This window comes from Arthrobacter sp. Z1-9, assembly GCF_054792695.1.
This window is the reverse complement of the sequence record NZ_CP096456.1, coordinates 3,849,907-3,872,268: the sequence shown is the minus strand read 5'-3', so window position 1 is coordinate 3,872,268 and position 22,362 is coordinate 3,849,907. Positions and strand designations below refer to the sequence as shown.

General features: G+C 65.4%; 21 protein-coding genes. 5 read left to right on the top strand and 16 right to left on the bottom strand.

All coding sequences use genetic code 11. The features are described from left to right. Position 1: 1 nt before the first annotated feature. Genes M1D93_RS17905 through M1D93_RS17890 form a run of 4 tightly spaced genes read right to left on the bottom strand, consistent with a single transcriptional unit; the run spans position 2 to position 3,827 of the window. On the bottom strand, positions 2-424 hold the full coding sequence (locus tag M1D93_RS17905; protein WP_461172800.1) for an ATP-binding protein: 423 nt from the start codon (positions 422-424) through the stop codon (positions 2-4). Further along, the gene (locus M1D93_RS17900) at positions 417-749 is read right to left on the bottom strand and encodes an STAS domain-containing protein (RefSeq protein WP_461172799.1); all 333 of its coding nucleotides are present in this window, start codon (positions 747-749) and stop codon (positions 417-419) included. The genes M1D93_RS17905 and M1D93_RS17900 overlap by 8 nt, the downstream gene beginning before the upstream one ends. After that, positions 739-2,718: a glycosyltransferase family 2 protein gene (locus M1D93_RS17895; protein ID WP_461172798.1), complete on the bottom strand. Its 1,980-nt coding sequence runs from the start codon at positions 2,716-2,718 to the stop codon at positions 739-741. Before M1D93_RS17895 ends, M1D93_RS17900 begins: the two co-directional genes overlap by 11 nt. After that, positions 2,715-3,827 (bottom strand): PP2C family protein-serine/threonine phosphatase, encoded by a 1,113-nt coding sequence (locus M1D93_RS17890; protein WP_461172797.1) that lies wholly within the window; start codon positions 3,825-3,827, stop codon positions 2,715-2,717. Before M1D93_RS17890 ends, M1D93_RS17895 begins: the two co-directional genes overlap by 4 nt. A 249-nt stretch (positions 3,828-4,076) precedes the next feature. Between M1D93_RS17890 and M1D93_RS17885 the strand changes: the two genes are divergently transcribed. Next, positions 4,077-4,478 (top strand): hypothetical protein, encoded by a 402-nt coding sequence (locus tag M1D93_RS17885; RefSeq protein WP_461172796.1) that lies wholly within the window; start codon positions 4,077-4,079, stop codon positions 4,476-4,478. A 217-nt stretch (positions 4,479-4,695) separates the two neighbouring features. On the opposite strand, the gene M1D93_RS17880 is transcribed toward M1D93_RS17885, so the two are convergent. Together M1D93_RS17880 and M1D93_RS17875 are read right to left on the bottom strand one after the other, a co-directional pair. Next, complete coding sequence (locus M1D93_RS17880; protein WP_461172795.1) at positions 4,696-5,271, bottom strand: GNAT family N-acetyltransferase; 576 nt, start codon at positions 5,269-5,271, stop codon at positions 4,696-4,698. Positions 5,272-5,313: 42 nt separating this feature from the next. After that, positions 5,314-5,763 (bottom strand): hypothetical protein, encoded by a 450-nt coding sequence (locus M1D93_RS17875; RefSeq protein WP_461172794.1) that lies wholly within the window; start codon positions 5,761-5,763, stop codon positions 5,314-5,316. Positions 5,764-5,886: 123 nt separating this feature from the next. On the opposite strand from M1D93_RS17875, the gene M1D93_RS17870 reads away from it, so the two are divergent. Continuing rightward, a complete protein-coding gene (locus M1D93_RS17870; RefSeq protein ID WP_461172793.1) occupies positions 5,887-7,380 on the top strand; it encodes an MFS transporter in 1,494 nt (497 codons plus the stop codon). Positions 7,381-7,491: 111 nt separating this feature from the next. On the opposite strand, the gene bcp is transcribed toward M1D93_RS17870, so the two are convergent. The 8 genes from bcp to M1D93_RS17830 all read right to left on the bottom strand — a co-directional run bounded on the left by bcp (position 7,492) and on the right by M1D93_RS17830 (position 16,339). Continuing rightward, on the bottom strand, positions 7,492-7,971 hold the full coding sequence (bcp, locus tag M1D93_RS17865; protein WP_461172792.1) for a thioredoxin-dependent thiol peroxidase: 480 nt from the start codon (positions 7,969-7,971) through the stop codon (positions 7,492-7,494). 81 nt (positions 7,972-8,052) lie between these two features. After that, on the bottom strand, positions 8,053-8,736 hold the full coding sequence (locus tag M1D93_RS17860; RefSeq protein WP_461172791.1) for a winged helix-turn-helix domain-containing protein: 684 nt from the start codon (positions 8,734-8,736) through the stop codon (positions 8,053-8,055). Between the two features lie 9 nt (positions 8,737-8,745). Then, on the bottom strand, positions 8,746-10,089 hold the full coding sequence (gene allB, locus M1D93_RS17855) for an allantoinase AllB (RefSeq protein ID WP_461172790.1): 1,344 nt from the start codon (positions 10,087-10,089) through the stop codon (positions 8,746-8,748). Then, the gene (locus M1D93_RS17850) at positions 10,082-11,281 is read right to left on the bottom strand and encodes a glycerate kinase (RefSeq protein WP_461172789.1); all 1,200 of its coding nucleotides are present in this window, start codon (positions 11,279-11,281) and stop codon (positions 10,082-10,084) included. Before M1D93_RS17850 ends, allB begins: the two co-directional genes overlap by 8 nt. Before the next feature lie 36 nt (positions 11,282-11,317). Further along, on the bottom strand, positions 11,318-13,096 hold the full coding sequence (gene gcl / locus M1D93_RS17845) for a glyoxylate carboligase (RefSeq protein WP_461172788.1): 1,779 nt from the start codon (positions 13,094-13,096) through the stop codon (positions 11,318-11,320). A gap of 126 nt (positions 13,097-13,222) precedes the next feature. Further along, positions 13,223-14,101 (bottom strand): 2-hydroxy-3-oxopropionate reductase, encoded by an 879-nt coding sequence (locus M1D93_RS17840; protein ID WP_461172787.1) that lies wholly within the window; start codon positions 14,099-14,101, stop codon positions 13,223-13,225. A gap of 123 nt (positions 14,102-14,224) precedes the next feature. Further along, positions 14,225-15,025 (bottom strand): hydroxypyruvate isomerase family protein, encoded by an 801-nt coding sequence (locus tag M1D93_RS17835; RefSeq protein ID WP_461172786.1) that lies wholly within the window; start codon positions 15,023-15,025, stop codon positions 14,225-14,227. Between the two features lie 192 nt (positions 15,026-15,217). Continuing rightward, positions 15,218-16,339, bottom strand: coding sequence for an aminotransferase class V-fold PLP-dependent enzyme (locus M1D93_RS17830; RefSeq protein WP_461172785.1), 1,122 nt, complete (start codon positions 16,337-16,339; stop codon positions 15,218-15,220). Positions 16,340-16,757: 418 nt separating this feature from the next. Between M1D93_RS17830 and M1D93_RS17825 the strand changes: the two genes are divergently transcribed. Next, positions 16,758-17,156 (top strand): cupin domain-containing protein, encoded by a 399-nt coding sequence (locus tag M1D93_RS17825; RefSeq protein ID WP_461172784.1) that lies wholly within the window; start codon positions 16,758-16,760, stop codon positions 17,154-17,156. A gap of 3 nt (positions 17,157-17,159) precedes the next feature. Here M1D93_RS17825 and glgX read toward each other — a convergent pair whose 3' ends face one another. After that, positions 17,160-19,394: a glycogen debranching protein GlgX gene (gene glgX, locus M1D93_RS17820; protein WP_461172783.1), complete on the bottom strand. Its 2,235-nt coding sequence runs from the start codon at positions 19,392-19,394 to the stop codon at positions 17,160-17,162. Positions 19,395-19,525: 131 nt separating this feature from the next. Between glgX and M1D93_RS17815 the strand changes: the two genes are divergently transcribed. Together M1D93_RS17815 and M1D93_RS17810 are read left to right on the top strand one after the other, a co-directional pair. Then, positions 19,526-19,825 carry a putative quinol monooxygenase gene (locus M1D93_RS17815; protein ID WP_461172782.1) on the top strand — a complete coding sequence of 100 codons (300 nt, stop codon included), beginning with the start codon at positions 19,526-19,528 and terminating at the stop codon, positions 19,823-19,825. 129 nt (positions 19,826-19,954) lie between these two features. After that, positions 19,955-20,842, top strand: a complete 888-nt coding sequence (locus M1D93_RS17810) for a Rieske (2Fe-2S) protein (protein WP_461172781.1) — start codon at positions 19,955-19,957, stop codon at positions 20,840-20,842. Between the two features lie 101 nt (positions 20,843-20,943). Here M1D93_RS17810 and M1D93_RS17805 read toward each other — a convergent pair whose 3' ends face one another. Then, complete coding sequence (locus M1D93_RS17805) at positions 20,944-22,242, bottom strand: HNH endonuclease signature motif containing protein (RefSeq protein ID WP_461172780.1); 1,299 nt, start codon at positions 22,240-22,242, stop codon at positions 20,944-20,946. Positions 22,243-22,362: the final 120 nt, after the last annotated feature.

Sequence of the window (22,362 nt, the reverse complement as noted above, 5' to 3'; positions counted from 1 at the left end):
ATCAGCCCTGCGAGGTCCGGGACAGGACCCAGGTGTTGGTGCCGTCCTGCCGCTCGAAGGTGACAGTGGTGACCAGCGCCTGGATCAGGGCCAGCCCCCGGCCTGACTCGGCGTCCTCGCCTTGCGTTGCAGGCTCCATCGGTCCGAACGGCGGCTTGGCGTGAAAAGCGCTGACCCGCGCCTGGAGCAGCGTGGGCTGGACGGTGATGTCCACGCCGAGCTCCACCGGTTCCTGGCCCGCCGGCTCCGCATGCTGGACAATGTTCGACGCCGACTCGATCACCGCCGTCGTAAACGTCATCTGGTCCATGTCCTGCACAAAGGGGACGTCGAGCCAGAGGCTGTCGAGGTCATTGTGCACGGATTCGATTGCGTCCTCGGCAGCCAGTCCGCGGAAGCTGCGGGATGCCAGGACCTCAGTCATTGCTGAACGCCTCTTCGGCTGAGCCGTAGGCCGTGAGGACCTTGTCCATGCTGGTCAGCTGCAGGACCATCTTCACCTGTGGCTGGACCGCTGCGATGCGGAGGTCCCCGCCTGCCTGCCGCGCCGCCTTGAGGCAGCCGATGAGAGCGCCCAGGCCGGAGGAGTCCATAAACGCCGTATTCTCCAGGTTCACCACAATCCGGTTTGATCCGTTGGCGATGACCCCGGTGACAAACTCCCGGAGCTTGGGCGCGGAAACCATGTTCAGCCGCCCGTCCGCCCTGACCTCCGCATATGAGCCCTTGACCTCATAGCTAAACTCCATCGGCATTCCTCTCTGTGTTTGTCGAACTACGGGGCTCTGCGGCCGGCTCATAACCCTTGTAAAGCACTGCGCGCACCAGGATGCTCATGACCACCAGGTCGAAGATGACCCAGGCGACGTTCACCAGGGTGCCAAGCGGTTCCGCAAGGCCATTCGCCAGGCGGATGATTCCGACGACGGCGGCCACGGCCAGCAGCACGGACACTACGATCTGCGGCTGGATCAGGCTCCAGCTGGGTCCGCCGCTCTGGCGGGCCTTGGGGGTGACGGCAAACCCGAGGGGGCGGCCGAACCAGACGTTGCGGGCCGCCGTCGAGCACGCCTTGATCCACGTGGGGAACAGGGCCAGGCTGTACTGCTGGCCGCGCCAGGTGGGGATGCCGCGGCCGGCGACGGCGAACAGCAGCTGGTTGACCACCATGAACGGGATGAACCGGATGAAGAAGTCCCAGCTCAGGCTCGTCACCGGCAGGATGCCCAGCAGCAGGTAGATGATGGGGGCGGCGAAGTAGATGACGGCCGCGTAACCGCTGAGGTACGTCCACATGGTGGCGAAGTACATCAGCCGCTGGCCCAGCTTGAGGCCCTTCTGGACAAGCGGATTCTCCCGGAGCAGTACCTGGATGGTGCCCTGGGCCCACCGGAGGCGCTGGGTGAGCATGGTCTTGAGGTCCTCCGGAGCCAGGCCGTACGCCAGGATCTCGTGGTGGTAGACGCTCTCCCAGCCCATCGCGTGCATGCGCATGGCGGTGGCCATGTCCTCGGTGACGGAGATGGTGGCCAGCGGCATGACCGGCTGGGCTTCGTCGTTGCGCTCCACGGACAGCGCGTCCAGGACGGCCTGCACGGATTCCAGGGCTCCGAGCGGTGACCAGTCGCGGGCGGACATGCGCTGCACGGCGTCGTCGGCCACAACCGGAACGCCGGACTCGCCCACGTGGGCCAGTTCCATGGCGGCGATCTCTTCGAGGTCTGCCTGGAGGGCTTCGACGTCGGCCATCACCAGGGTCTGCACGGCGGCATCCACCCGGCGCCGGACGCGGTACGTGATTTCGCTGAGCGGCTGGCCGGCGTCCAGTTCCTGCTGGGCCTCGCGCGTGGCGGCCTCCACCTCGTCGAGCACCTGGGCCACCAGGGGCGTCTCCACGTCCGAGGACTTCCGGGCATGCTTGATGGCTGACCGGGAGGCGGCCAGCGCGCGGCGGATGCTCTTCTCGGTTTCCTTCACGTAGCCCACCAGGCCCAGCTGCATCAGGGCCTCGCGGCGCAGGATGGCGTTGGAGCCGCAGAAGAACGCGGCATTCCAGCCGTCCTTGCCCTGCTGGATGGGGCCGTAGAACAGGGGAGCCTGGCTGCCCAGGGGATCGTCGGCGGGCACGTTGCTGAAGTACTGCGGCGTCTGCACCAGCGCCACCCGGCGGTTGTTGAAGTAGCCGAGCGTTTTTTCGAGGATGTCCGGCTCGGGGATCTGGTCCGCGTCCAGGATCAGGAGGAACTCGCCGTGCGTCTGCATCAGCGCGTTGTTCAGGTTTCCGGCCTTGGCGTGCCGGGGCACGTTGGAGGTCCAGTCCTCACTGCGGGTGACGTAGCCCAGCCCATGCTGCTCGGCGAGGGCCTTCAGTTCAGGGCGTGCGCCATCGTCCAGGATCCAGGTGCTGTGCGGATGCCGGATCTTTTGGGCAGCAAGCGCCGTGGTCATCACCATGTCCAGGTCCTCGTTGTAGGTGGTGATGAAGACGTCCACGGTGGCATCGTGCGGCGGTGGCGGTGCGCCCTTGCGGATCTTCAGCTTCCAGACCGTCATGCCGAACAGCATGACGTCGATCAGGCTGTAGGTTTCGGCGACCACCAGCGGCACAGCGATCCACCAGGCGTCCCAGTTGAGGGATGCCGCCCAGCGCCAGGCAATGTAGTTGACGCCGGTGATGACGGTCAGCACCACCACCAGGCGGGTCCAGAAGCGGGTCATCCGGCTGCTTCTTCCGGCAGCCGGCGGACCACCACAACTGTGACGTCGTCCTCGGCGGTTTCGGCGGGGGCCAGGGCCAGGATGGCGCTGCTGACTGCCTGGGCTGAATCTTTGCCCAAGGTGGCGAGGAGCACAGCCTCGGTGAAGTCCTCCACGGAAGCGAAGACGTCCAGCACTCCGTCGCTGACCACCACCAGGGAATCTCCCGGGGCGAGTTCCAGGGAGGACTGGGGCCACTTGGTCCCTGCCCAGGCGCCCACCGGCGGGCCCCCGGAAGGAAGCCTGTGGGCGGTGCCGCCGGAGCGGATGTGCAGGGCGAGCCCGTGCCCGGCGTCGACATAGCTGACGGTTCCCGACGCCGCGTGCAGCCGCGCGTGGAACAAGGTGACGAAGGAGTTGGAGGAATCCAGGTCCGTGGCGATGGCCTTGCTGGCGGAGGCGAATGCCCCGTCCAGGTCCTGCCGGTGACCGGTGGAGCGCATGACGGCCCGCACTGTTGCTGCAATGAGAGCGGCTCCCATGCCCTTGCCCATGGCATCGGCGAAGGTGAGGTGGAGTCCGTCCGGCGTCTGGTACCAGTCGTAGAAGTCCCCGCCAACGCTGCGGGACGGGCGGAACATTCCGGCCACGTCGTAGCCCTCGACGCGGATGTCTTCCTTGGGAAGGAGGCTTTGCTGGACTTCGGTGGCACGTTCGAGTTCGCTGCGGGCGGCCGTGTCCACGGCGGCGGAGGGCCTGCGGCGGAAGAGGGCGTTGATCCTGGACTGCAGCTCCCGGGGGCTGAACGGCTTGCTGATGTATTCGTCGGCCCCGTTGTCCAGGCCGGTCAGCTTGTCCAGCTCGTCGGCGCGGGCCGTGAGCATCACAATGAAGGCATCCGAGAATTCGCGGAGCAGCTTGCAGACTTCCAGGCCATCGAGATCCGGCAGGTTCAGGTCGAGGGTGACCAGATCGGGCCTGCGGCGCCGGACTTCCTCGATGCCCGGAAGGCCCGCGCCGGCCTCGGTGACGTCGAAGCCCTGCTTGACCAGGACGCGGACCAGCAGGCCACGAATGTCCGGGTCGTCCTCAATAACAACGGCGCGACGGATTTCGGCGGGAGAGACCATAGCTCTACTTCTACCGTATAAACGGCTGCCGGGCATGTCGCAGGGCCGGTAAACCGTTGCCGGTTGCTTTATTTGCCGCGGCGCATGAGGCGCTCCATGCCGAGGAGATCTTGCGTCAATCTTGGGATCCGCTTGCCCCGACGTTGAGGAAGGCCCGGGACACTCGAAGGCAGGGAACAGCGTTCCGGATACACGGGTCAAAGACGATCCGGCCGGAGGCTGTACGGCTTGCAGAAAGGCGGAGCAGCCATGGGACAGATCAACAAAAAAGACCGGACGACGGCGGGACGCGCCCCTGTCGCGGAACCCGCCCGTGCAGTGCCGGCTGGTTCAGAACCTGACCCCCTGAAATCAGGAGGGGAAGCGGCGGCCCGCGACCTGTTGCAGGCCGCGCTGGACAAGGGCAGGGCGCTGCTGCGCGTCTACTTCCACTCACGGAAAGTGCGTGCCGCTGCAAATGCTCTGGCGCAGGCGCTGGCTGAATCGAGAGAGGCGTCCAGCTGGCCGGGCGACCGGCTGCCGGTGGGCGAGGAGATGTCTGTGCAGGTGGAGAAGCTGACGCGCCGCCTCAAGCTGGAAACGGAGGCGCACAACAGGTTGGAGGCGCTTTTCAGAAGTGTGGATTTGGGGCGTTCCCCCGCAGCGGTTTAGGTGCCACACTTAGGGGCAATCGAGTGGCTGGGGGTTACCGGGTCAGGAGATTGTTATGGGTTGGTGGACAGGTTGGGCGTACCTCATTGCGGGACTCATGACAGTTGACGCCCTGCTTTTGGCATTGTGGGCCATCGACGAGGACTGGCCCGGAAAATGGTGGAAGAAACCCTGACCCCGCTGGCCTGGCCGTCACTTCGCCGGGTCCTTGGCCCGCTCAAGCTGACAGCTCGAGCCGCATCAGCACCCGGGGAAAACCGTTGAGCACGGACCCGGTGTCCGCAGCCTTGGTGAAGCCGGCGTCCTCAAAAAGTTTGCGTGTTCCCACATAGGCCATGGTGAGGTCCACTTTCCTGCCAGCATTGTCCACCGGGTAGCCCTCAATTGCCGGTGCACCGTAGCTCCGCGCCAGTTCTATGGCACCCTTCAGCAGGTGGTGCGAAATGCCTTTGCCGCGGTGCCCGGGCCTCACTCTGATACACCACACGGACCAGACATCACCGTCGTCCACGTGTGGGATTCTCCGGTTGCCGGCGAAAGTGGTGTCCGCGCGGGGGTGGACCGCTGCCCACCCGACTACCTCGCCGCCGCCGTAAGCCAAAACGCCCGGCGGCGGATCCTCCGCCACCAGCTGCTTCACCAACTCCCCGCGCTCCGTCCCATGCAGGGCCTGGTTTTGTTTCGACGGGATGCGGTAGCTCAGGCACCAGCAGACGTTGGCGTCGGGCCGCTTGGGCCCAAGCATGGTGCTAACGTCCTCGAATGAGGTTGCCGGACGGACCTCGATCGCCATGCGGCCATCCTGTCACCGTGCCCGGAAGGGGGCAACGGGGGCCTAATCCACGGCAATGCGCCCGATGCTCCATGCGGCGACTTTGCGGAGGTCAACCCTGGTAGCCGGCATACGCACGTGCACTCCCCCTGAAAGCAGCACCGGCGCAAGGAAATGGATGTACCGGTTCTGCTTCTTCACCAGGGGTTTTGCCGTGGCCTCCTGCGCTGCCGTCAGTTTCTGTTCGTCCATGGTCGGCTCCAAGGAAGCTAAGGCCTCCGCGATGGCAGGGCTGCCCACACGGATCTGGTCATTCTGCCGCTGCACCCAGGCCTGCTCCGAAACCACTGATCCGGAGATGACGGTGCCGTCAACGACTACGGTGAGCTCAATGGTTGCGTCATCGTCGGCGAACAAGCGGGTCACCAGCAGCGCCAGGCGGTGGTCTATCCCGTACCGGGACTGCTCCGCACCCACTGAGGAAAATGCTTCTTCCATCGAATCGTCCGCCATGGCTCGTCCTTTCGTGGCCCGGAGAGCTGGATGCCCTCCCTTACGAGCTTAGTTTCCGATGAAGCAGCAGGAGGGGGGTTTCCACCCTGTCCGCCCCGGTTGGTCCTCACTACACTGAGACGCATGACCGAGCAGGAACCGGCCCGGGGCAGGGGTGCTGCGGCTTCCGACGGCGGGACAGGGCTGGGCGAGGACGCCCTCACTTCCACACCGGCTGAGGACGGTGAACGAACGCGCCTGGCCAACCCTGACGCCGTCGACACCTCGCTGCGCACGCCGGCGGAACGGTCCCGGACCTTCGCCGGGATCCTGGTGAACACTGCCCTGGCCAACATCACCACCAGCTACCTGTGGTTTGCCCTGACCTTCTGGGTGTACCTGGAGACCCGCAACGTGATCGCCACCGGCGTGGTGGGCGGTGCGTACATGCTGCTGATCGCCCTGTCCAGCATCAGCTTCGGCACCTTTGTTGACCGCTACCGCAAGCTGGCCGTGATGCGCTTTGCGGCCGGCTTCACCCTGGTGATGTTTGTGCTGTCCGGGGTGATGTTCCTCCTGACGCCCACGTCGTCGCTGCTGGACCTGACCCAGCCGTGGTTCTGGATCTTCACGGTGGTCATCCTGATCGGCGCGGTGGTGGAGAACCTGCGGAACATCGCACTGTCCACCACGGTCACCATCCTGATCGAGCCGGACCGGCGGGCCAACGCCAACGGCCTGGTGGGGATGGTGCAGGGGCTGATGTTCCTCATCACTTCCGTGCTGTCAGGGCTGTCGGTGGGGCTGCTGGGTATGGGGTGGACCATCGTGGTCGCCCTCATGCTCACGGCGCTCGCCTTCGCACACCTGCTCACCCTTCGCATGCCTGAGGAAACGCAGGTCGCGGCCACTGATGCGCACGGCGGGTTCGACCTTCGCGGCTCCTACGCCGCTGTGCTGGCCATTTCCGGCCTGTTCGCACTGATCCTGTTCTCCACGTTCAACAACTTCATCGGCGGCGTCTACATGGCGCTAATGGACCCCTACGGCCTGGAGATGTTCCCAGTGGAACTCTGGGGCATTTTTCTGGCTGTAGGCTCCAGCGGATTCCTGATCGGCGGGGCGCTGATCAGCAAGTTCGGCCTCGGGGCCAACCCGCTGCGCACCCTGCTCTTTGCGGTGGTGGCCATGGGGGTTCTCGGCGCGGTGTTCACCCTTCGGGAGTGGGCATGGCTGTACGTCGTCGGGATCTGGCTGTACCTGACGCTGGTGCCCGTTGTGGAGGCTGCCGAGCAGACGGTGATCCAGCAGGTGGTTCCGCTGCCACGGCAGGGCCGGGTGTTCGGTTTCGCCATGGCGTTTGAGTCTGCGGCGGCGCCCATCACATCCTTCCTTATTGCGCCGATCGCCCAGTTCTGGATCATTCCCTACGCACGGTCGGCCGACGGCGCGGCCCAGCTGGCCCCGCTGCTGGGCGAGGGCACCTCCCGCGGCATCGCCCTGGTGTTCCTGATCGCAGGGCTCATCATGGTGGCCGCCGCGCTGCTGGCTTTCCTGACCCCGGTGTACCGCCGGGTGTCGGCCGAATATCGGCAGGCTGCCACAGAGGCGAAGGCTACGGCGGACACGGACGCGTAGGCCGCCAAGGCAGCAGGATGACTCGCCGCCGCGATTGTGCCGTTAAACGCCGGAAGCCCCCGCAGTCAGTGCGAGAGCGTCCGGTGAAAATGCGCGTTAAGTGAGAGAGCGTTAGATTCCCAGGGCTTCCTTCAGCGCCGCAACGTGGCCGTCGGCCTTGACCTGGTACTGGGCCAGCGTGACGTTGCCTTCGGGGTCCAGCACCACGGTGGAGCGGACGATGCCCTCGGTGATTTCGCCGTTGACCAGCTTCTCGCCCCAGGCGCCGTAGGCCAGGGCAACAGCGTGGTCCGGGTCGGACAGCAGCGGGAAGGTCAGGGAGAAGTCGCCGGTGAAGCCGGCCAGGGCCTCGGGTGCATCGGGGGAGATGCCGATGACCTCGTAGCCCTTGCCCTGCAGAGAGGCCAGGCTGTCCCGGAAATCGCAGGCTTCGGTGGTGCAGCCGGGGGTTGCGGCTTTGGGGTAGAAGTACACAATGACGTTCTTGCCACGGTAATCGGCCAAGGCGGTCTTGCGGCCCTGGGCGTCCTGAAGGGTGAAATCAGGGGCCTGGGTTCCGGGCTGAAGCTTGGTGGTCAGGGTCTGGCTCATGGCGTTCCTTTGGAAGACTTTGTCAGTTACTGGCAAAACATCAAGTGAAGCGGCTTGCCGCTTATGCATACAACTCCGGCGTCATATGCAGTATTCCGCCGGGCCGCGGACGGTTGCGCGCTGCCCCGGCACAAACCGGTAGCCGCCGCCCCGGACAGTGGCCACGGCATGGCGCGCATTTCCGAGTTTCCGCCGGATCCGGCCCACGTACACATCGATGGACCGGGCGGAGGCTCCGGGGGTTTCAAACGAGTCAAGGAACTGCTGGAGTTCCTCCCTGCCCACAGTGCGGGACAGGTGGGTCACCAGGTACCGGAGCACCTTGAACTCGACGCCGGTCAGCGGCACGGGGCTGCCGTCCAGCAGCACGGTGTCGGCGGCGAGGTCTACGGCAACCCGGCTGACGGGGCCGGCCGACGGCGGCAGCCGGGTGCCGCCGTCGTGATCGGTGCCGCCGGGGTTCTCCGCCGCGGAGGGAGGCTGAGAGGAGTCGTCTGCGGCTCCTTCCGCCGTGGCGGAGACCCCGGACGTGGGAGCTCCGGCGGCGGGCCAGTGGACTTCCGCCTCCGGAGCAGTTTCGAGGGCCCTGGCAAGGACCAGTTGGGCGGCACGGGCGAGGAGTTCCGGGCTGGTGCCTTCCTCGGGAACCACCCACACGGCGATGCCCCGGGCAGCCGCTGCTTGTGCACCCGCCGGCGCCGCAGCACCCCTGGCGGGAAACCGCGGCCGTGCCACCGTCCGCGGATGGTGGGCTTCCACTGCCATGGCGCGTCCTCAGACTCCGCCGCGGCGGATCAGCTTGCCCGTGGGGGTCTGGCCGTCCACCACAACGCCGCGCAGGAACGTCTTGCGGACCACGCCGGAGAGGGCTTTGCCGTCGTAGGGGGTGATGGGGTTCTTGTGCTTGAGCTTGGATACGTCCACCACAAATGCGTCGTCCGGGGCGAACACGGCGAAGTCGGCGTCGTAGCCCAGCGCCAGCTGCCCCTTGTTGGAGAGCCGGGCCAGCGCTGCAGGCTTCTCGCCCATCCAGGACACCACCTGCTCCAGCGGAATGCCGCGGTGCCGTGCCTCGGTCCAGATCAGGGACAGGCCCAGCTGCAGCGACGAGACGCCGCCCCAGGCCACGGCGAAGTCACCGTTCTCCAGGTCCTTCAGGTCAAGTGTTGAGGGGGAGTGGTCCGAGACGATGCAGTCGATGGTGCCGTCCTGCAGGCCCTGCCACAGCAGCTCCCGGTTGGAGGCCTCGCGGATAGGCGGGCAGCACTTGTAGGCGGTGGCGCCGTCCGGGATCTCCTCGGCCATCAGCGTCAGGTAGTGCGGGCATGTCTCCACGGTCAGCTTCACGCCGTCGCGCTTCGCGGAGGCAATCATGGGCAGCGCGTCCGACGACGAGAGGTGCAGGATGTGCGCCCGCGCCCCCGTCCAGCGGGCCCGCTCGATGACCTCGGCGATGGCCTTGTTCTCGGCGCCGCGAGGGCGGGAAGCCAGGAAGGTTTGATAGTGGTCCCCGCCGGGGTGGGGTGCGCGGTCGATGGCGTGGGAGTCTTCAGCGTGGACGATCATGAGTGAGTCGAAGGACTTCAGCTCGGCCATGTCCTCCTCCATCTCATCCGCGTCCAGGTGCGGGAACTCGTCCACGCCGGAGTGCAGGAGGAAGCACTTGAAACCGAAGACGCCTTCGTCGTGCAGGGCACGCAGGTCACCCTTGTTGCCGGGGATGGCGCCGCCCCAGAACCCAACGTCAATGAACGCCTGGTCCTCCGCCACCTCGCGCTTGAGCTTGAGGTTCTCCACCGTGGTGGTGGGCGGGACGGAGTTCAGCGGCATGTCGATGATGGTGGTCACCCCGCCGGCAGCGGCTGCACGGGTAGCGGAGGCGAAGCCCTCCCACTCGGTGCGGCCGGGCTCATTGACGTGCACGTGGGTGTCCACCAGCCCGGGGATCAGGGTTTCGTCGTCGGCGAGTTCAATGACCTCGGTGCCGGCCAGGCCGTTGCCCAGCGGTTCGAGGGCCACGATTTTTCCGCCGCGGACGCCCACTTCGCGGGGTGCCAGTCCGGCGGTGGTAAGGATGCGCTGGCCGCGGATGACCAGGTCAAAACGTTCTTCAGACATGGAGGTCCTCCTTGGTGGTTGCGGGACGGGACAGCGTGGTCGCCGCCAGCCTTCCGCTGATCTGGGTGCCCAGCTGCTCCAGAAGCTGCGCTGCTTCTGCTATGCACCTGTCTACATTGCTTTCAAGCTCGGTCAAAGCGTAAACGTCCTCGAATCCGGCAGCGGCTGCCTGGCTGTGTCCGAGCGTGGTACGGCCGCAAACCGCGATCACCGGCACGCCCTGGGCGGCAGCGGCACGGGCAACACCCATGGGGGTCTTGCCCAGCAGGCTTTGTTCATCCAGGCTGCCTTCGCCGGTGATTACCAGGTCTGCGCCGGCCAGTCTCTGCTTCAATTCGGTGAATTCGAGGACGACGTCAATGCCGGGGCGGCGGGTTGCGGCCAGGACGGCGATGGCTGCGAAGCCAACGCCTCCTGCCGCCCCCGCGCCGGGAGCCTCCGCGGCCTTGACGGCGCGGAATCCGATTTCCCTGGCCAAGACTTCGACAAACCTGGCCAGGGCGGCGTCGAGCACGTCGACGTCCTGTTGTGTGGCACCCTTTTGCGGGCCGAATATCGCCGCGGCGCCCTGGGCGCCGAGCAGCGGATTATCGACGTCGGACGCCAGCACAAAGCGTGTGTCCTTCAGTCGGGGTTCAAACCCGCTGAAGTCGATCCGGTCCAGGCGGGCCAAAGCGGCACCCCCGGCGGGAAGATCATCTCCCTTGGCATCCAGGAATCTGGCGCCAAGCCCCTGCAGGACGCCGGCCCCGCCGTCGGTGTTGGCACTGCCGCCCACACCCAGAACGATGCGGTTGCAGCCAGCGTCCAGGGCGGCGGTGATTAGCTGGCCGGTGCCCAGGCTGGTGGCGGTGCCGGCCGCCGTCGAGCCTGGCCGTCCGTTAATCAGCGCGCCGGCGGGGAGCAGGGCCAAACCCGAGGCGGCTGCCATTTCGATGACCGCCTCATTGCCCCGGACAGCGAAGTCGGCCGTGACCGGTTCGCCTGTTGGTCCGGCAACCACGGCGCTGCGGCGGGTGAAGCCGGAGCCGACGGCGGCGTCGAGGGTGCCCTCACCGCCGTCGGCTACCGGGATCCGGACCACGTCAAGGTTCCCGCCAACCCCGCGCTGCAGTCCCTTTTCCAGGTGCGTGCAGACTTCCGGGGCGGACAGGGACCCCTTGAACTTGTCCGGGGCAATGACGATGCGCATGGCAGTGGGTGTCTTTCTTGTTCAGGCCGGCAGGTTCTAGGCCTGCAGCGCCAGGATGGCGGTGGGGGCGTCGGCAGCGGTCTCGGCCAGTTCCTCAAACTCGTTCACGGCGTTGATTTCCACACCCATGGAGATGTTGGTGACTTTCTCCAGAATCACTTCAACCACCACGGGCACCTGGAACTCGCCCATCAGTGCCTTGGCCTTGCCGAACGCGGCGGCGAGGTCGTTGGGGTCCTGCACGCGCACGGCTTTGCAGCCCAAGCCCTCGGCCACCTTCAGGTGGTCCACGCCGTAGCCGTTGGTCTCGGGCGAGTTGATGTTGTCGAAGGCCAGGGACACGTTCTGTTCCATGTTGAAGCCGCGCTGGGACTGGCGGATCAGGCCCAGGTAGGAGTTGTTCACCACCACGTGGATGTACGGGAGGTTGAACTGCGCACCCACGGCCAGTTCCTCGATCATGAACTGGAAGTCGTAGTCGCCGGAGAGGGCCACCACGGTCTCGTCCGGCTTGCCGCGAACGACGCCGAGGGCTGCCGGTGCCGTCCAGCCCAGGGGACCTGCCTGGCCGGCGTTGATCCACTTGCGCGGGCCGAACACGTGCAGCATCTGCGCGCCGGCGATCTGGGACAGGCCAATGGTGGACACGTAGATGGTGTCACGGCCGAAGGCCTTGTTCATCTCCTCATACACGCGCTGCGGCTTGATGGGGATGTTCTCGAAGTGGGTCTTGCGGTGCAGCGAGGCCTTGCGCTCCTGGCATTCGGCAGCCCAGGCGCTGTAGTCCGGCAGGGACCCTGCCGCCTTGCGCTCTTTGGCGAGCTCAACCAGCCCGGCCAGCGCCGCACCGGCGTCGGACGCGATGCCCAGGTCCGGTGAGAACACGCGGCCGATCTGGGTGGGCTCGATGTCGATGTGCACGAACTTCCGGCCGGCGGTGTAGGTCTCCAGGCCGCCGGTGTGGCGGTTGGCCCAGCGGTTGCCGATGCCGATCACGAAGTCGCTCTGCAGGTAGTTCTCGTTGCCGTAGCGGTGCGAGGTCTGCAGGCCCACCATGCCGGCCATGAGCTGGTGGTCGTCCGGGATGGTGCCCCAGCCCATCAGGGTGGGGATTACCGGAACGTTCAGGATCTCTGCCAGTTCCACCAGCTGCGCGGACGCGCCGGCGTTGATGATGCCGCCGCCGGCCACGATCAGCGGGTGCTGTGCCGCCGTCAGCATGTCCAGGGCTTTTTCCAGCTGCTTACGGGAAGCCTTGGGCTTCTCGACCGGCAGCGGCTCGTAGGTGTCGATATCGAATTCGATCTCGGCCAGCTGCACGTCGATGGGCAGGTCCAGCAGAACCGGGCCGGGGCGGCCGGAGCGCATCAGCTGGAAGGCCTTCTGGAAAGCGCCGGGAACCTGGCCGGGTTCCAGGATGGTCATGGCCATCTTGGTGACCGGCTTGGCGATGGACTCGATGTCCACGGCCTGGAAGTCTTCCTTGTGCAGCTTGGCAACGGGCGCCTGGCCGGTGATGCAGAGCATGGGGATGGAATCGGCCCAGGCGGCGTAGAGGCCCGTGATCATGTCCGTGCCGGCGGGGCCGGAGGTGCCGATGCAGATGCCGATGTTGCCGTCCTTGGCGCGGCTGAAGCCGTCGGCCATGTGGCTGGCGCCTTCAACGTGGCGGGCCAGAGTGTGGCGGATGCCGCCGTGGGCGCGCATTGCGGAATAGAACGGGTTGATGGCCGCGCCTGGCAGGCCGAACGCCTCGATGGCGCCTTCCTTTTCCAGGATGGCCACCGCTGCATCAACGGTACGCATCTTGCTCATGGTGTGCTCCTACTTAAGTCTGTTTGGGGGAAGTCTGTTTTTGGGTGTGCTGAAGGGAGCCGGCGTCGTGATGTACGACGCCGGTGGTCCCGTTGTGCTGGTTATCGCGCCTCTGGCGCGGGTGCTTTACTCCCGGCCGCTGAGCTGGAGGACCTGCTTGAAGAGTCCGGAGTGGTCCAGTGCGCCGTCGCCCTGGTTGACGGTGGCGGCGACGAGCTGTGCGACGACGGCGCCGAGGGGGACGGCGACGTTGGCTTCGCGGGCGGCGGAGGTGACAATGCCGAGGTCCTTGTGGTGAAGGGCGAGGCGGAAGCCGGGGTCGAAGTTGCGGTCCAGCATCTTCTGGCCCTTCTGGTCCAGGACCTTGGAGCCGGCCAGGCCGCCGCCGAGGACCTTGAGGGCGGCGTCGGTGTCCACGCCGTAGGCCTCAAGGAAGGCGATGGCTTCGCCGAGGACCTCGATGTTGACGGCGACGATCAGCTGGTTGGCTGCCTTGACGGTCTGGCCGGAGCCGGAGGGACCGACATGGACGATGGTTTTGCCGACGGCGTTCAGGATGTCCGAGGCGGCTTCGAAATCTTCCTTGTCGCCGCCCACCATGATGGAGAGGACGGCGTCGATGGCGCCCTGTTCGCCGCCGGAGACCGGGGCATCGAGCGGCCGGATCCCGGCTTCGCGGGCTTCGTCGGAGAGGCGCTTGGCAACGTCGGGGCGGATGCTGGAGGCATCGATCCACAACGTGCCCTTGTTCGCGTTCGCGAAGACGCCGTCCTTGCCGCTGACGACGCCCTCAACATCGGGGGAGTCCGGCACCATGGTGATGACGACGTCGGCATCCTTAACGGCGTCGGCGATGCTGGTGGCGCCCTTGCCGCCTTCGGAGACGAGCTTGTCGATCTTGTCCTGGCTGCGGTTGAAGCCGCTGACGGTGTGGCCGGCCTTGACGAGGTTGATGGCCATGGGCAGGCCCATGATTCCGAGTCCGATAACTGCAATGTTGCTCATGATGGTTCTCTTTCTGAAAGTCTGTGGGGTGATCGAGGGAGCCGGACCCAACTAGGTCGCGCTAAGTGTCGTTATGGGGGGCTCTAAACGACACTCGGCGCTACCCAGTTGAGCTCTGGGCCGTTACTTGGAGGCGTGTTCGCGGATGGCCCAGCTGAAGGCGGTTTCCTGCGGTTCCTTGTATTCGAGGCCGATGTAGCCTTCGTAGCCGAGTTCGCGGCTGCGGGCGATCCACTCGCCTAGCGGGAGGGTGCCGGTGCCGGGGGCGCCGCGGCCGGGGTTGTCGGCAATCTGGATGTGGCCGAAGTCCTTGGCGTGGTTTTCGATGACGGATTCGACATCATCGCCGTTGACGGAGAGGTGGTAGAAGTCGGCGAGGAGCTTGATGTTGCCGACGCCGGCCTCCGCCTTCACGCGGGCGATGACCTTGAGTGCGTCATCAGCGGTGAGGAGCGGGTACTTGGGTGCGCCGCTGACCGGTTCGAGGAGGACGATTCCACCAATCCGGGAAACGCCTTCTGCAGCAGCGGCCAGGTTCTTAACGGCCAGTTCGTCCTGCTCTTCGGGGGAGAACTCGTCCTGCCGGTTGCCGTAAAGAGCGTTGAAGGCCTTGCAGCCCAGGCGCTCGCCGATGCCCGCAACAACGTCGATGTTGTCCTTGAACTCCGAGCAGCGTCCCTTCCAGGAAACCAGGCCGCGGTCGCCGCCGGGCATATTGCCGGCGTTGAAGTTCAGACCGGTGAGCTGGACGCCGGCATCCTTGATGGCGTTCTCGAATTCGGTGACCTGGGCGTCAGAGGGGACGGAGCTTTCGAAGGGCCACCAGAACTCGACAGCGTCAAAGCCTGCTGCCTTGGCTGCGGCGGGGCGCTCGAGCAGGGGCAGCTCCGTGAGGAGGATGGAGCAGTTCACTGTGTACGTCATCGTAGGTCCTTCCGAGGAGGGGCTTTGATCTATCTTCCCTTGGCTACCGGTTTGCTGCCGTTTCCGCTTTGTGGAATTTAGATTCTGCTTTATGAAAAGTGTAGGGAAGGGGGGTGTGGGTAGTCAAGGGGAAGGCCCAGGGGGAACAAAAGCACGCGGAAGCTAGGAAGCCGGATGACCTCGTGGCTCCGGTCATTCAGGAAGGCCCGATAAGCTCCGCGACCCGATCGAGTTCTTCCTCCAGGTTGTAAAAATGTACTGCCAGCCGAATCCTGCCGGTGCGCACGGAGGCCACCACGTTTGCTTCCGAAAGCGTGCCGCCACCGCACCTGTGTCAGGGACCTGGACCGAAACAATGGTCGAGCGATTTTCGTTAGACGAAGGCTGGAAGGACAGGCCCTGCGCGCGCAATGCATCCCGTAGCCGAAGCGACAAGCGGGCGTTTCGCTCCAGGAGCGCGCGGGTACCGAACCGGCGGAAAATACTTAATGCCGCCTGGTCTCCCATGGCCGGCAACCAGGCCAGGGAGGCATCGAGCTTGGAAGCAGTCGGTGACAGGTCCATTGATGGCCCGTAAAAGCTTTCTGCCCGTTTTCGGGCTGCCTTCCACCCGGGCCCGACGGGGTGGAAGGCATCCAGCAGGTCCCGACGGACATAGAGGTAGCCCATGCCCCTGGAGCCGAGGAGGAATTTGTGGCTCGCTGCGGCAAGGTAGTCCACGCCGGCACGCACGACGTCCAGCGGCACCGCCCCGGCCGCCTGGCAGGCGTCGACGAAAAACCAGGCCCCGGAGTTCCTGGCGATTTGGCCAATGGCATTCAAGTCAGCCCGATAGCCGTTGGCTGAACTGACAGCACTCACCGCGATCAGGCGGGTGCCGCCGTCGGCCGCCCGTTCGAACTCCTCGGCTGACACCCCTTCTCCGCGCGGCGCGACTGCACGCACGTGGTAGCCGCGCTCCTGAAGCAGGAGCCAGGAGTAGTAGTTCGACGTGAACTCGTTCTCTGCGACCACGACATTCTCACCACGTTTCGCCGCGGGCATGTTTGCGGCGACAATCCCGGCAGCTGCGCTCACTGCCGGGACGATCGCGATTTCCCCCGCCGTGCAGCCGGCAATTTCGGCGAACATCGCACGGGCATCCTCGCCGGCCAGTTCCGCCTCGGTCCAGTCAAACCTGCCCGCTGACCAGCGCTCGAGCGCCCCCTCGTACGCTTCCCGAGCCGGAGCGCAGCCGACGTTCATGGTGGCTGTGTTGAGATAAATGGTGCTTTGGAGCCCGGGGAACAACCGACGAATATCGTCAGCCTGCATCAGGACCACTCCTTCTTGCCGACAGGATCCGGTGAACGCCATGCAGGAGCCAGAGGCGCCTCTGCCCCTGGCTGCTGTGCGCGGTGGTTGTAAGCGCTAGAGCTGCGCGTTGACGTACTGCAATGTTCGACTCTTCCTCCAGCTTTTACTGAGGGCCAGGCATTTCAATGTTGCGTCTGGGTCCCGCGCCGCGCCAGGGCGCAAACTACCCTTCCTGGCGGCATTTTCCCCCCATTGACTTCAGGTGCCGCAGGGCTACGGTTAGAGGTACGCCAGCACGAGCTGGTCAACAAGTGTGCTCCGGGGGGCATGGCGCATGCAGCTAGATGGTCTCGATATTCTTAACCGCTCGCCGGTATCCGAACAGATCGCCTGACTCACCGCCAGGCGTCCACTTCCATCCCTAGGCTGTGTCCGAATGACCGCAAATTTCATCAGAGCTCTGGCAGTTAAGTCGTTTGATGTTCCTGACAGGAAGCGCTGCCCGGACAAGGCGGAGTTCGATCTTGTGACGGTGGATGACTACTCCGTCGCCCGGCTGATCCTCGCACCGGGCTGGCGTTGGTCGGAGTCGGCCAAACCGGCCGAGCTGACAGCCTTGTGCGAGCACCACCACCTCGGCTACTGCATCTCCGGCCGGCTGGATATTGCTACGGCCGACGGCGGACGGTCCACCATCCACGCGAACGACACCTATGCGCTTCCTCCCGGCCACGACGAATGGGTGGTGGGGGACGAACCTTTCGTCGCCGTCGAATTCCTTGGTGCCGCCTCGTTCGGCCGGCCCAGAAGCCACGGGATGCATGCGCTGATCTGACTTCTACTGGTGAGAAGGCGGTCCAGTGTGGATTCGGCCGCGGGAAGGGGCCTTCGCCTTCGGTAGCACCGCAGCCTCGGGTGGCGCGAGCAGCGCCAGGGAGGCGGATACCGAATGGTCGGGTTTCTCCGGCGGTTTTGTGTAGGCCCGAAGCACCAGCAGGGACTTCCCGACCAGTTCCACGGTCTCATTGGCGTGGAGGAGGCCGGTGTCAGCGTGCTCCCCGGCCGTGTCGATGAGTTGTTCCCAGCTGGGTGAGTACTCCGCGCTTGGCAGCGTGAAAACCACCGGATCGTCGCCCGAATTGCAGTACAGCAGGAAGTTGTGGTCCCGGATCATGCGGCCGCGGTGGTCCTTGCCTACCGCCGCACCGTTGTAGAACACACCGAGGGCCCTGGCAAGGGGGTTGCCCCAGTCTTCAGGCACCATTTCTGAAGCATCTGTGTTCAGCCAGACGATATCGGGCAGCGGCTGACCGACGCTGCGCCGGACGGGCCGGCCTTCAAAGAACCTGTTGCGGCGGAAGGTGGGGTGTTCCCGCCGCAGCCTGGTGACGGCAGTGAGGAACTCCACCAAGGGCTGGTCCGCTTCCTCCCAGCTGATCCATGAAAGAGCCGAGTCCTGGCAGTAGGCGTTGTTGTTTCCCAGTTGGCTGCGGCCCAGTTCGTCACCGTGCAGCACCATGGGGACACCCTGGGACAGGAGGAGTGTTGCCAGGAAGTTTCGCTGCTGGCGCGCCCGCGTCGCGAGGATGCCGCTGTCCGTGGTGGGTCCCTCCACGCCGCAGTTCCACGAGCGGTTGTGTGACTCGCCGTCGTTGTTGTTTTCTCCGTTGGCTTCGTTGTGTTTGGCGTTGTAGGAAACCAGGTCCCGCATGGTGAAACCGTCATGGGCGGTTACGAAGTTGATGGACGCCACGGGCCGGCGTCCTGAACTTTCGTAAAGGTCGGAGGAACCTGCCAGGCGGGAGGCGAATTCACCCAGCGTGGCCGGTGCGCCCCGCCAAAAGTCGCGGACGGCGTCGCGGTACTTGCCGTTCCATTCCGTCCACAGGGGCGGGAAATTACCGACCTGGTACCCGCCCGGGCCCACATCCCACGGCTCGGCGATGAGCTTCACTTGGGACACAACAGGATCCTGCTGGACGAGGTCGAAGAAACTAGACAGCCGGTCCACCTCGTAGAACTCGCGGGCCAGAGCGGAGGCGAGGTCGAAGCGGAAACCGTCCACATGCATCTCCAGCACCCAGTACCGCAGCGAATCCATCATCAGCTGCAGGGCGTGCGGGTGCCGGACATTGATGGTGTTGCCTGTGCCCGTGTAGTCCAGGTAGTGCTGCTTCTCATGGTCAACCAGCCGGTAGTAGGCCTGGTTGTCGATGCCTTTGAAGGACAGCGTGGGCCCCAGGTGGTTCCCTTCGGCGGTGTGGTTGTAAACGACGTCGAGGATCACCTCGATGCCGGCAGCGTGCAGGGAGCGGACCATCGCCTTGAATTCCTGCACCTGCTGCCCGGGCCTGGCGCTGGAACTGTAGCTCTCGTGCGGGGCAAAGAAGCCGATGGTGTTATAGCCCCAGTAGTTGCTGAGGCCTTTGTCCTTCAGCGTGCTGTCCTGGACGAACTGGTGGACCGGCATGAGTTCGATCGCAGTGACGCCCAGCTTCTGCAGATGTTCGATAACGGCGGGGTGGGCGATGCCGGCGTACGTGCCGCGTTCCCGTTCCGGCACGTCCGAATGGGTCATCGTCAGGCCCTTCACGTGGGCTTCGTAGATCAGGCTGTCACTGTAGGGGATACGCGGCGGGCGGTCGTGCTGCCAGTCGAAGAACGGGCTGATCACCACGGACCTCATCGTGCTGGGGGCGGAGTCTTCCGTGTTGAAGGATGCAGGGTCTCCGAAGTTATAGGAAAACATCGGTTGGCCCCAGGTGATATCACCGCTGGTTGCCTTGGCGTAGGGGTCCAACAGGAGCTTGTGCCGGTTGAAGCGGAGGCCGCGGTGGGGGTCATAGGGGCCCTCCATCCGGTAGCCGTACAGCTGGCCGGGGAGGACATGCGGGAGGTAGCAGTGCCAGACGAAGGCATCAACGGCCTCCAGATTGATCCGCTGCTCGGAGCCGTCGTCATCGAAGAGACACAGCTGGACGGCGCTCGCCGCCTCGCTGAACACCGCGAAGTTCGTGCCGCTGCCGTCATAGGTGGCGCCCAGGGGGTAGGGGCTCCCCGTCCAGACTTCCATGCCCGCCTCCATCCCCGATAAGAGAACTCCATCCAACCACAGGGGTGTGACATGGGCCGGGAGCGGGCAAACGAACGACGGCGGCCTGACAGCTTCCCGCTTCTGTCGGCCCTGTGCTGCAAACTGTCACTATGACCTTTGCGAATGTGGGAAGTCTCGGAACCAGGCCCGGCCAGCGCGACGCCGTGGTGTCCATTCTGCTCCGGCCCATGGCCGGGCTGAAGGAAGCAGGCTGCCTGCTGTACGAGGTGGGCGTCAATGACGATGTAGCTGACACCGTGTTTGTGTCCGAATTGTGGGAGTCACCGGAAGCGCACCGGGCCTCCCTCCAGCTGGACAGTGTGCGGGCAGCCATCGCCGAGGCGATGCCCTTGCTCTCCGGTGAGATGGGCGGCAACCAATTCACCGTGCTGGGGTCGCCGCTGCGCTGAACCGCGCCGAATGCGCGGCGCTGCTGGCGGGCACCCCTGTCCCTCGCGGGCCGCCAGCAGCTAGGCTCTCGGGCATCGGCTGGACCTGGACCATCGACTGGACTTTGACGAACGGGGTAAGGGACTCACATGAAACCGCTGCCTGCACTTGAACTTGTTGCCCGGCTGGAAGATGCCGAGTGGCTGGACCCCGTGGCCAAGAAGGTGCGGAAAGTAGTAAAACGCACGATTCGTCCGCAGTGGGCCCGCGACATCCTGCACGGAGTGCCCATCGGCCACCCGGTTCATCCACTCGCGGTTCAGGTTCCATTGGGGTCGTGGATCTCAGCTGCCGTTCTCGATACGCTGCCGGGCAACGACCGGGCAGCAACGGTGCTGATCGGTGTCGGAACTGCCTCTGCCGTGCCGTCCGCAGTGGCAGGCTTCATGGACTGGTCGCAGCTGCACAGCCAGCAGCAGCGGGTGGGCCTGGTCCATGCGGCAGCCAACATTACGGCCGTTAGCCTCTACGGCGCTTCGCTGGTGGCGCGGGCAAATGGCCAGCAGGGCGCAGGCAAGGTACTCGCTTACATTGGCTTGGGAGTCGTCAGTTTTGGCGGCTTCCTGGGCGGCCACCTCAGCTACCGCCAGGCGGCCGGCGTGAACCACAGCGAGGACATCCCGCACCGCTTCCCCAGCGGGTGGCAGGCGCTCGCCCCGTTGGAGGACCTGCCGGAAGGAAAGCTGCACAAGCGCGTTGTGGCCGGACTCCCGTTGCTTGTGTTTCGGGAGGCAGAGACAGTGAACGTGCTGTCCGACGTCTGCAGCCACCTCTCGGGGCCGCTTCACGAGGGCAAGCTAAAGGGCGGCAGCCCTAACGACGACGGCGACCCGTGCGTGGTCTGCCCGTGGCACGGCAGCACCTTCTCACTGCGGTCCGGCGAGGTGCAGGCAGGGCCAGCCACTGCCAGGCAGCCGCGGTTTGAAACCCGCGTCACCGGCGGGCTGGTGGAAGTGAACCTTCCCGGCGCTGACTGAGTTTCCTGGTGCGGCGGAAGGAAGTTGTCCGGGCGTGAAGCGGACACAGCTGCCATAGGCCTGGCGCCATACGCCCGGCACCGCCGGCGCGAGAAAGCACCTTAGCCAACTACGTAGTCCACAAGAACTGCTTCAAAGTAGCTCTTTTCCGCCAGCACGAACCCGGACAGGTCCGCTGGCCGGAATCCGGGCGGCCACATTGGCGGTTCCCAGTCCTGGTGTTCGCTTTTGTAGTGCCTCCCGGTGGGGGAGATCCAGCCGGGTGGTTCGTTTTTGGTTGCCGTTGTGGGTGCCCAGGTGCCGTGGTGTTTGAGGCGGTGGTGCTTGGGGCAGAGTTGGGCCAGGTTGCTGATGCCGGTGGTTCCGCCGTGGTGCCAGGCTTGGAGGTGGTCTGCCTCGTTGTCCAAAGTGCGGTTGTTGCAGCCGGGGAAGCTGCATTTGCCGTCGCGCAGCCGCAGTGCCTGCTCCATGGCTTTGGTCAACCGGTAGCTGGTCCGTCCGATTTCCAGTGGTGCGCCGTCCCTCGGGTCCACCAGGACGCGGTGGAAGGAGGTGGCGCCGTCGGCGAGGAGTTGTCGTGCCATCGAGGCAGGGATCGGGCCGTACCCGTCCAGCATCGCGGGTTCGTCGGTGAGGCCCAGCAGTGCGAACACCGGGACGGTGACCAGGACCTGGGCGTTCGGGGCCGGGACTGTGGCGATGTCGGCGTACCCCTTGTCGCCGCCAGGGCCCGCGGCGGCATCTTGCCGGCAGCTGCCAGTTGCTTCACTGTCTGTTGCCGCTAGGGATGCCAGCCCGATCGCGTCATCGGGACCGTCGTCGGAGTTGTTTTTGGTGGTGCGTTCGCTGGTTTCCGGGGCGGGGTTTAGGGCCGGTGCTGCGCTGAGGAGCAGGCGGGCGAGGATGTCGGCCCGGAGTTGGGTGAGGGTGCGGTTTTCGTCCGGTCCCTGTGCGCCGCGGGCCAGTGCGGTGATCCTGTTCCACACGGCTAAGCCCTCGTGGGCGGGGAGGCAGGCCGAGATCCAGGCCATGCCGTCCCGGTCTGGGCTGTATTCCACCCTTCGGTCGGCCGCGCTTTTGGCGTGGCGTCTTTCGAGGGACTCGGGGTGGTGGCGTTCCCTCCAGGCGCGGACTTTGGTCCGGAACCGGGAGGGGACCAGCTCACCGGCGGCGGCTCCGCGGGCAGGGTTGGGGGAGTCCGGGTCCAAAAAATGGGCGACCAGGTTCGCGGCGCCGGCGGGGTCCACGCTGTCGGTTTCGTCGGCGATGATCTTCGCGTGCTGCCATGAAATGGTCCCCGAGGACAGGGCATCCATGGCCAGCGGCAGGGCGCACAGCTGCCGGGAGTGGGTGGCGAGTGCCCCTGCTGCTGCGGAGCGGGACGGCAGCGATTTCCTCAACCGCTGACATCTCGGCGTAGGTCCGCTCGTGCACGGGCGCGTCCGGTGGGGTCATGGCCTTTTGCAGTTCGATGCACTCGGCTGCGTCCCGGGCCTTGAGCGCGGCCAGCTGTGCTTCCA

Bases quoted from the DNA above. Each gene is read 5' to 3' on its own strand.
- M1D93_RS17905 (WP_461172800.1), bottom strand. From the start codon at position 424: ATGACTGAGGTCCTGGCATCCCGCAGCTTCCGCGGACTGGCTGCCGAG.
- M1D93_RS17900 (WP_461172799.1), bottom strand. From the start codon at position 749: ATGGAGTTTAGCTATGAGGTCAAGGGCTCATATGCGGAGGTCAGGGCG.
- M1D93_RS17895 (WP_461172798.1), bottom strand. From the start codon at position 2,718: ATGACCCGCTTCTGGACCCGCCTGGTGGTGGTGCTGACCGTCATCACC.
- M1D93_RS17890 (WP_461172797.1), bottom strand. From the start codon at position 3,827: ATGGTCTCTCCCGCCGAAATCCGTCGCGCCGTTGTTATTGAGGACGAC.
- M1D93_RS17885 (WP_461172796.1), top strand. From the start codon at position 4,077: ATGGGACAGATCAACAAAAAAGACCGGACGACGGCGGGACGCGCCCCT.
- M1D93_RS17880 (WP_461172795.1), bottom strand. From the start codon at position 5,271: ATGGCGATCGAGGTCCGTCCGGCAACCTCATTCGAGGACGTTAGCACC.
- M1D93_RS17875 (WP_461172794.1), bottom strand. From the start codon at position 5,763: ATGGCGGACGATTCGATGGAAGAAGCATTTTCCTCAGTGGGTGCGGAG.
- M1D93_RS17870 (WP_461172793.1), top strand. From the start codon at position 5,887: ATGACCGAGCAGGAACCGGCCCGGGGCAGGGGTGCTGCGGCTTCCGAC.
- bcp (WP_461172792.1), bottom strand. From the start codon at position 7,971: ATGAGCCAGACCCTGACCACCAAGCTTCAGCCCGGAACCCAGGCCCCT.
- M1D93_RS17860 (WP_461172791.1), bottom strand. From the start codon at position 8,736: ATGGCAGTGGAAGCCCACCATCCGCGGACGGTGGCACGGCCGCGGTTT.
- allB (WP_461172790.1), bottom strand. From the start codon at position 10,089: ATGTCTGAAGAACGTTTTGACCTGGTCATCCGCGGCCAGCGCATCCTT.
- M1D93_RS17850 (WP_461172789.1), bottom strand. From the start codon at position 11,281: ATGCGCATCGTCATTGCCCCGGACAAGTTCAAGGGGTCCCTGTCCGCC.
- gcl (WP_461172788.1), bottom strand. From the start codon at position 13,096: ATGAGCAAGATGCGTACCGTTGATGCAGCGGTGGCCATCCTGGAAAAG.
- M1D93_RS17840 (WP_461172787.1), bottom strand. From the start codon at position 14,101: ATGAGCAACATTGCAGTTATCGGACTCGGAATCATGGGCCTGCCCATG.
- M1D93_RS17835 (WP_461172786.1), bottom strand. From the start codon at position 15,025: ATGACGTACACAGTGAACTGCTCCATCCTCCTCACGGAGCTGCCCCTG.
- M1D93_RS17830 (WP_461172785.1), bottom strand. From the start codon at position 16,339: ATGCAGGCTGACGATATTCGTCGGTTGTTCCCCGGGCTCCAAAGCACC.
- M1D93_RS17825 (WP_461172784.1), top strand. From the start codon at position 16,758: ATGACCGCAAATTTCATCAGAGCTCTGGCAGTTAAGTCGTTTGATGTT.
- glgX (WP_461172783.1), bottom strand. From the start codon at position 19,394: ATGGAAGTCTGGACGGGGAGCCCCTACCCCCTGGGCGCCACCTATGAC.
- M1D93_RS17815 (WP_461172782.1), top strand. From the start codon at position 19,526: ATGACCTTTGCGAATGTGGGAAGTCTCGGAACCAGGCCCGGCCAGCGC.
- M1D93_RS17810 (WP_461172781.1), top strand. From the start codon at position 19,955: ATGAAACCGCTGCCTGCACTTGAACTTGTTGCCCGGCTGGAAGATGCC.